The sequence below is a fragment of the Methylobrevis pamukkalensis genome, from assembly GCF_001720135.1.
Taxonomy (GTDB): domain Bacteria; phylum Pseudomonadota; class Alphaproteobacteria; order Rhizobiales; family Pleomorphomonadaceae; genus Methylobrevis; species Methylobrevis pamukkalensis.
Genome location: NZ_MCRJ01000150.1, coordinates 1 through 7,572, shown reverse-complemented (window position 1 = coordinate 7,572; position 7,572 = coordinate 1). Strand labels below are relative to the sequence as shown.

Sequence of the window (7,572 nt, the reverse complement as noted above, 5' to 3'; positions counted from 1 at the left end):
TTTTGTCTGAAGGTCCCCGTCTCGACTGTTCCCGCCAGAAGATCCTGTGCGGAGATCCGTTCCGGCGACATCTCCGCCCCTCCGCTCTCGTCAGAGCCGGACCACCGGACCGCCCGCCGCGGCGGCGTCTTCCTCGTCGTGGGTGACCAGCAGGGTCGGCAGGCCGAGGCGCCGGGCGCGATCGAAGACGAGGCTGCGGATCTGGCCGCGCAAGGCGCGGTCGAGCTTGGAGAACGGCTCGTCCAGCAGCAGCGCCCGGGGTTCCGCGATCAGGGTCCGCAGCAGGGCCACCCGGGCACGCTGGCCGCCGGAAAGGGTGGCCGGATCGCGGTCGGCGTAACCGCCAAGCCCGGCTTCGGCGAGCACCGCCTCGACGCGCGCCCGCCGGGCAGCCCGGCCGCGCAGCGACGCCGGCAGGGCGAACAGCAGGTTGCCGCCGACGCTCATGTGCGGAAACAGCAGGTCGTCCTGGAACATCAGTCCGACCCGGCGCTGCGCCGCCGGCAGGGCCAGCAGATCCTCGCCGTCGAGGCGGACCCGCCCCGCCACCGTGAAGGCCGGATCGAGGAAGCCGGCGAGAAAGGCGAACAGGCTCGACTTGCCCGAGCCGGACGGGCCGGTCACCGACAGGATCTCGCCGGGGGCAACCCGGCAGGCAAGATCGAGCAGCCGGCGCTCGCCGAGCGCGATGCGCACATCCTCCAGCACGAGGCCGTCCTGTCCGCTCTCCGCCGTCATCGCACGCCCTCCATCGTCCGCCGCCGCCGGAACAGCAGCGCGGGCAGCGCGGCGGCCAGCGCGAATCCGACGAAGGGCAGCAGGGTCTGGACAAGGGCGAACACCGACACCACCCGGCGGTCGCCGCCGGCGGCCAGCGCCACCGCCTCGCTCGTCACCGTCTCCACCCGGCCGCGCCGATCAGCACCGTCGGAAGATAGAGCCCGACCGACACGGCAAAGCCCACCGCGGCGGCGGTCGCCAGCGGACGCGCCAGCATCGGCAGGCGGATGCGCCAGAAGATCCGCGCCGGCGAGGCGCCGAGCGCCGCCGCCACCCGCTCGAAGCGCGGATCGAGCGCCCGCCACGGGTCGGCCAGCGACAGCGCCACATAGGGCAGCACGAAGACGAGATGGGCGGCAACGACCACGCCGAGCCCGGCGCCCGCGCCGGAGGCGAGCAGCAAGATCTGGAGCCCGAACAGGAAGCTCACCTGCGGCACCAGCAACGGCAGGTAGACGAGGGCCGGCACCTTCCCCGCCGCGCCGCCTGCCCGCAGGGTGCCGACGACGAGCACGAGGGCCATGGCCACCGACAGGACCGCGATCACGGCGGTCTCGACCAGCGGCGGCACCAGCATCGGCAACGCGGACGCCCAGCGGCCGAGGTCGATCCGGTCCGGCCACACCGCCGGAAAGCGCCAGGGTCCGGCGACCGACCAGAGCGCGAGACCGGCAAGGCCGAGGCCCACGGCGGCGACGGCGGAGAGAAGCATCACCGCGCCGAGGCCGGCCAGCAGCCGGTCGCCGTGATCGCGCCGGCCCGTCCCGGCCAGGCGCCGGCCGAGCGCTGCCGCAACACGCTCCGCCCCGATCCACAGGCCGAGCGCCAACCCCGTGACGCCGAGTTGCAGGACAGCGGCGGCGGAGGCCGAGAAGCGCGCGGCAAGATCGGGATCGGCGGCAAGGCGCAGCACCATCACGCCGAGCGGCGGCGGCGTGGTCGGGCCGAGCACGAGGGCGACGTCGACGTTGGAAGTGGCAAAGGCGACGACCGCATAGACCGGCAGGCGGATCTGCGGATAGAGCCGCGGCAGGACGGCGAGCAGGAAGCCGGTGACGCGGCCATAGCCGAGGCTGGCCGCCAGCCGGCCGGCGCGCGCCGGATCGGCCTGCGGCAGGGCGGCGAGCGTCATCAGCCAGAGGAAGGGCACCTCTTTCGCCGCCAGCCCGAGCATCAGCATGAGCCCCAGCGGGTCGTGGACGATCAGCAGGTCGGGCGGCCGGTCGAAGCCCGTCGCCCAGGGCGAGATCAGCCGGAACAGCCAGCCGGACGGGGACAGCAGGAAGGCAAGGCCGATGGCAGCCGCCGCATGCGGCAGCGACAGGAGCGGCGAGATCGCCAGCCCCATGCGCCGGAACAGCCGCGTTCCGGAAAAGCCGGCGACGAACAGCAGCACCGCGCCGAGCGCCAGCACCGTGGAGCCAAGACCCGTGCCGAGCGCGAGCAGCACGGCGGTGCCTAGGCCGGGCGTGGCCATGAGATCCTGCCACGGCCGCAGCGACAGGGCGTCCCCGCCCAGCGCCGGCAGCCAGCCGAAGGCCGGCAGCAGCGCACCGAGCAGGCCCGCGGCCACGGGACCGGCGAGCACCAGCACGACAGCGACGGGAAACAGCCTCAGGCCCAAGGGGATCCGTCCGGATCTGCCGTGCGAGCGGGTCGGTCAGGTGGCGCCATAGCGCGCCGTCCAGGCGGTCTCGACCGCCTCCATCCACGAGGGATGCGGCTCGGGCAGCACCGTGCCGAGTTCCTCGGCCGTGGGCGTCGCGACGCCGCGGGTGATGCCGGCAAAGCGCGCCCTGTCCGCCTCGCCAAGGCGGGCGACGTCGAGCACGGTCGGATCACCCCAGACCACCGCGTCGGCCTTGCGCGCCTGCGCCTCCGGCGACATCAGGAAATCGGCGAAGACCATGGCGCCGGCGGCGGCACCCGAATTGAAAGGGATCGCCACGAAATGGGTGTTGCCGATGGTGCCGCCGGCAAACACGTAGCCGCGCACGCTGTCCGGCAGCACGCCGTTCTCCACGTCGTTGGAGGCGGTCGCCGGGTTGAAGGCGAAGGCGACGTCGATCTCGTCGTCGGCGAGAAGCTGCATCAAGGCGGCGACATTCTGCGGATAGGCGCGGCCCGAACGCCACAGGTGCGGATGAAGATCGTCGAGATAGGCATAGAGCGGCCGTGTCACCTCCTCGAGATCGCCGGCCTCCACCGGGCGGGCGAGGCGCACCGGGTCGGATGTGGTCTCGGTCAGGATCTGCTTGAGGAAGGTGGAGCCCATGAAGTCCGGCGGCTGCGGATAGGCGAGCCGGCCGGGATTGGCCTTGGCATAGGCGAGGAATTCGGCGGCGCTGCGCGGCGGGTTCGGCGTCGTGGCCGTGTCGTGGAAGAACACGAGCTGGGCCATGCCCCAGGGCGCTTCCAGCCCGTCGGTGGGGATGGTGAAGTCGACCCGGGTCGTCGGCTTGCCGGCGACATCGACGAAGGCAAAATTCGGCAGGCTCTCGGCCCAGCCGCGCCGCTGCAACAGGCCCTCGCGCTTCATCGCGGCGAAATTCTCGCCGTTGATCCAGACGAGATCGACGCTGCCGCCGGTGGTGCGGCCCGCGGACTTTTCGGCCAGCACCGTCTGGACGACGTTGGCCGTGTCGGTGACCTTCACATGCTCGACCGTGACGCCGTAGCGCTGCTTCACCTCGCCGGCGGCCCAGCCGATATAGTCGTTGATCTGGTCGCCGCCGCCCCAGGCGTGGAACCAGACGGTCTGGCCCTTCGCCTCGGCAAGCAGCGCCGTCCAGTCCGACGGGTCGGCGGCAAGGGCCCGCACCGGCATCAGCGGCACCGCGGCAGCGCCCGCCAGCAAGGCCAGCAGTCCACGACGATCGATCTCCACGCAGTTCCTCCCCGTGATGTCCGTCCCGGCGCCCTCCTGCGCCTCGCCCCGCCACAAGACGCGGGCCGCCCGCTGCCGTCAATTCACAGCTGATTGATGCCGTTCGGGTTCACAGCGGCAGATGCACCGTGTTCTTGACCTCTTCCATCACCGGATAGGTGTGGGTCTCGCGCACGCCGGGCAGCGCCATCAGCACGTCGGAGAGAAAGGTGCGGTAGGCGTCCATGTCGCCGACCCGGGCCTTGACCAGATAGTCGAAGCCGCCGGCGATCATGTGGCATTCAAGCACCTCGGGTGCCCGCGCGATCGCGGCGGCGAAGGTGGAGAATACCTCCGGCGCCATGCGGTCGAGCTTGATCTCGACGAAGACCAGCAGGCCGCGCCCGAGCTTGCCAGGATCGAGCTGCGCCGCATAGCCGAGGATGAAGCGTCGCGGGTCAGGCGCTTGACCCGCTCGGCGGTCGCGGTCGGCGACAGGCCGACCTTGTCGGCAAGGTCGAGATTGGTGATCCGCCCGTCGGCCTGGAGCGCGGCAAGGATCTTGCGGTCGATCCGGTCGAGGGAGGCCACATTCATTCCCAACGGCTGATCCGATGCCATCCCGCCCTCCGTGCCGCCTCGAAAGCCCGCATGCGGGCTTTCCCCGAAAATCGTCCTCGAAACGACGAATTCAACGGAAGGATATACGCAGTTCCGGGAGAAGAAAACGGAAAGCCGTGAGATAGTGCGGATATCACCACCGCCTACGACATCGGGACCCGCTCCGCCCATGCAGCCCTCCCCCGCGCTCTCCCCGTCCGCCCGCCCGGCCTTCACGCCGCCCTATGCCGCCCCGGACGAGGAGGTCGTCGCCGGCCTGCTCGCCGACATCGGCACGGTGCCGGCCGAGGTGCGGGCGCGGGTGGACGCCTCGGCGATCCGCCTGATCAACGGCATCCGCGCCCGGCAGTCGGCGCTCGGCGGCGTGGAGGATTTCCTCCATGCCTACAGCCTCTCCACCAAGGAGGGCCTCGCGATCATGGTGCTGGCCGAGGCGCTGCTGCGGGTGCCGGACGCGGCCACCGCCGACCGGCTGATCGAGGACAAGCTGGCGAGCGCCCATTTCGACGGCAGCCGCAAGGCCGGTGATCCGCTGCTGGTCTCGGCCTCGGCCTGGGCGCTCGGCATCACCACGCGGATCGTCCAGCCGGGCGAGACGCCGGACGGCGTCGTCGCCGGCCTCGTCAAGCGGCTCGGCGTGCCGGCGGTGCGCACCGCCACCCGCCAGGCGATGCGGGTGATGGGCCACCAGTTCGTGCTCGGCGAGACGATCAAGGCGGCGCTGGCGCGGGCCCGCTCGATGGAGGACAAGGGCTACCGCCACTCCTACGACATGCTCGGCGAGGGCGCGCGGACCATGGCCGACGCGGAACGCTACTTCGCCTCCTACGCCGGCGCCATCGACGCCATCGGCCGTTCGGCCGGCCGCAAGGCCCTGCCCGACCGGCCGGGCATCTCGGTTAAGCTCTCCGCCCTGCATCCGCGCTACGAGATCGTCAAGCTCGGCCGGCTCCGGCGCGAGCTGTCGGGCCGGCTGCTGGATCTTGCGCGTGCGGCCAAGGCCCACGACCTCAACTTCACCGTCGACGCCGAGGAGGCCGACCGGCTGGCGCTGTCGCTCGACATCATCGGCCAGGTCGCCGCCGATCCGAGCCTGAAAGGCTGGGACGGCTTCGGCCTTGCCATCCAGGCCTACCAGAAGCGCGCCGGTCACGTGATCGACTGGGTGCGCGATCTTGCGACCGGCCTCGACCGGCGATTCATGGTCCGCCTCGTCAAGGGCGCCTACTGGGACACAGAGGTGAAGCGCGCGCAGGAGCGCGGCCTTGCCGACTATCCGGTGTTCACCCGCAAGTCGCGACCGACCTCTCCTATCTGGCCTGCGCGCAGAAGATGCTGGCGGCGCGACCGCGGCTGTTCCCGCAGTTCGCCACCCACAACGCGCTCTCGGTCGCCGAGATCCTGGAGATGGCCGGTCCGGACAAGGCGAGCTTCGAGTTCCAGCGGCTGCACGGCATGGGAGAGGCGCTCTACCAGCAGGTCACCGAGACCGAGGGCCATCCCTGCCGGATCTACGCACCCGTCGGCGGCCACCGCGACCTCCTCGCCTATCTCGTCCGCCGGCTTCTCGAAAACGGCGCCAACTCCTCCTTCGTGGCCGGCGTCGGCGATCCGGACATTCCGGCCACCGCGCTGATCCGCCGCCCGCAGGAGATGCTGGCCGGCGGCACGAAGGCGCGCCATCCGAAGATCCCGCTGCCGGTGGACCTGTTCGGCGCGCGCAAAAATTCCGTCGGCGTCGAATTCGGCGATGACGCGGCGCGCGGCGCCTTCCTTGCCGCCGTGGGCGCGGCCCGCCTGCCCGAGCGGCCGGCGCTGCCGATCGTCGGCGGCACCGAGATCGCCCGGCCGACGCGGGCGGTGATCTCGCCGGTCGACGGCACGACCCGGGTCGGCGCGGTCGGCGAGGGTGACGGCGAGACCGCGCGGGCCGCGATCGACGCCTGCGCCGCCGCCTTCCCGGCCTATGCCGCCTCGCCCGTCGAGGCGCGCGCCACCGCGCTGGACAAGGCCGCCGACGCGCTGGAGGCCGGTCGCGACCGGCTGATCGCGCTGCTGTGCGCCGAGGCCGGCAAGACGCTCGCCGACGGCATTGCCGAGGTGCGCGAAGCCGTGGACTTCTGTCGCTACTATGCCGCCGAGGCCCGCCGGCAGTTCGGCGTCGACGTGGTGCTCCCCGGCCCGACCGGCGAGGACAACCGCCTGCGCCACCGCGGCCGCGGCGTGTTCGTCTGCATCAGCCCGTGGAATTTCCCGCTGGCGATCTTCACCGGCCAGGTCGCGGCCGCCCTTGCCGCCGGCAACACGGTGGTGGCCAAGCCCGCCGAACAGACGCCGCTGATCGCCGCCGAGGCCGTGCGCATCCTGCATGCGTCCGGCATCCCGGCGGCAGCGCTCGCCTTCGTGCCGGGCGACGGACGGGTCGGCGCGGCGCTGACCCATGATCCGCGCATCGCCGGCGTCGCCTTCACCGGCTCGACGGAAACCGCCTGGGCGATCAACCGCACGCTCGCCGACAAGCGCGGGCCGATCGTGCCGCTGATTGCCGAGACCGGCGGCCTCAACGCCATGCTGGTGGACGCGACCGCGCTCGGCGAGCAGGTGGCCGACGACGTGGTCGCCTCGGCCTTCCGCTCCGCCGGCCAGCGCTGTTCGGCGCTGCGGCTTCTGGTGGTGCAGGCGGATGTCGCCGACCACATGATCGACCTCGTCACCGGCGCGGCCAAGGAACTCGCCCTTGGCGATCCGGCCGATCCGGCAACCGACGTCGGCCCTGTGATCGACGCCGAGGCGAAGGCCGGCATCGACGGCCACGTGGAGGCCCACCGCGCCGCCGGTCGGCTGCGTCACGCGGGCGACCTGCCCGGCGGCACGCTGGCGCGCGGCACCTTCGTCGCCCCCACCGTGATCGAGCTTGCCTCGGTGCGCGACCTCGACCGCGAGGTGTTCGGGCCAGTGCTGCATGTGGTGCGCTACAAGGCGGCCGACTTCGACAAGGTGCTGGACGACATCGCCGCCTCCGGCTACGGCCTCACCCTCGGCGTCCATTCGCGGATTGCCCGCACGGTGCAGCAGGTGATCGCCCGGCTTCCGGTCGGCAACGTCTACGTCAACCGCAACATCATCGGCGCGGTGGTCGGCTCGCAGCCCTTCGGCGGCTCGGGCCTGTCCGGCACCGGCCCCAAGGCCGGAGGCCCGCACTATCTCTCGCGCTTCGCGCTGGAACAGGTGATCTCCACCAACACGGCGGCGGCCGGCGGCAACGCCAGCCTGATCGCCATGGGCGAGGAGTGAAACTCCACATA

2 protein-coding genes and 3 pseudogenes are annotated in these 7,572 nt (G+C 71.7%); 1 reads left to right on the top strand and 4 read right to left on the bottom strand.

The features are described 5' to 3' along the window. Nucleotides 1–90: 90 nt before the first annotated feature. The 4 genes and pseudogenes from A6302_RS18290 to A6302_RS18275 all read right to left on the bottom strand — a co-directional run bounded on the left by A6302_RS18290 (nt 91) and on the right by A6302_RS18275 (nt 4,243). Nucleotides 91–738 (bottom strand): ATP-binding cassette domain-containing protein, encoded by a 648-nt coding sequence (locus A6302_RS18290; RefSeq protein ID WP_069308237.1) that lies wholly within the window; start codon nt 736–738, stop codon nt 91–93. Beyond that, nucleotides 735–2,404 (bottom strand): annotated as a pseudogene (locus tag A6302_RS18285) (ABC transporter permease). The gene A6302_RS18290 and the pseudogene A6302_RS18285 overlap by 4 nt, the downstream one beginning before the upstream one ends. Before the next feature lie 36 nt (nt 2,405–2,440). After that, nucleotides 2,441–3,667, bottom strand: a complete 1,227-nt coding sequence (locus A6302_RS18280) for an ABC transporter substrate-binding protein (protein WP_342586305.1) — start codon at nt 3,665–3,667, stop codon at nt 2,441–2,443. Between the two features lie 109 nt (nt 3,668–3,776). After that, nucleotides 3,777–4,243 (bottom strand): annotated as a pseudogene (locus tag A6302_RS18275) (Lrp/AsnC ligand binding domain-containing protein). A 193-nt stretch (nt 4,244–4,436) separates the two neighbouring features. On the opposite strand from A6302_RS18275, the pseudogene putA reads away from it, so the two are divergent. After that, a pseudogene (gene putA / locus A6302_RS18270) lies at nt 4,437–7,561 on the top strand (bifunctional proline dehydrogenase/L-glutamate gamma-semialdehyde dehydrogenase PutA). Nucleotides 7,562–7,572: the final 11 nt, after the last annotated feature.

What these genes read in the sequence shown, in the direction of transcription:
- A6302_RS18290 (WP_069308237.1), bottom strand. Translation starts at nt 738, where the DNA reads ATGACGGCGGAGAGCGGACAGGACGGCCTCGTGCTGGAGGATGTGCGC.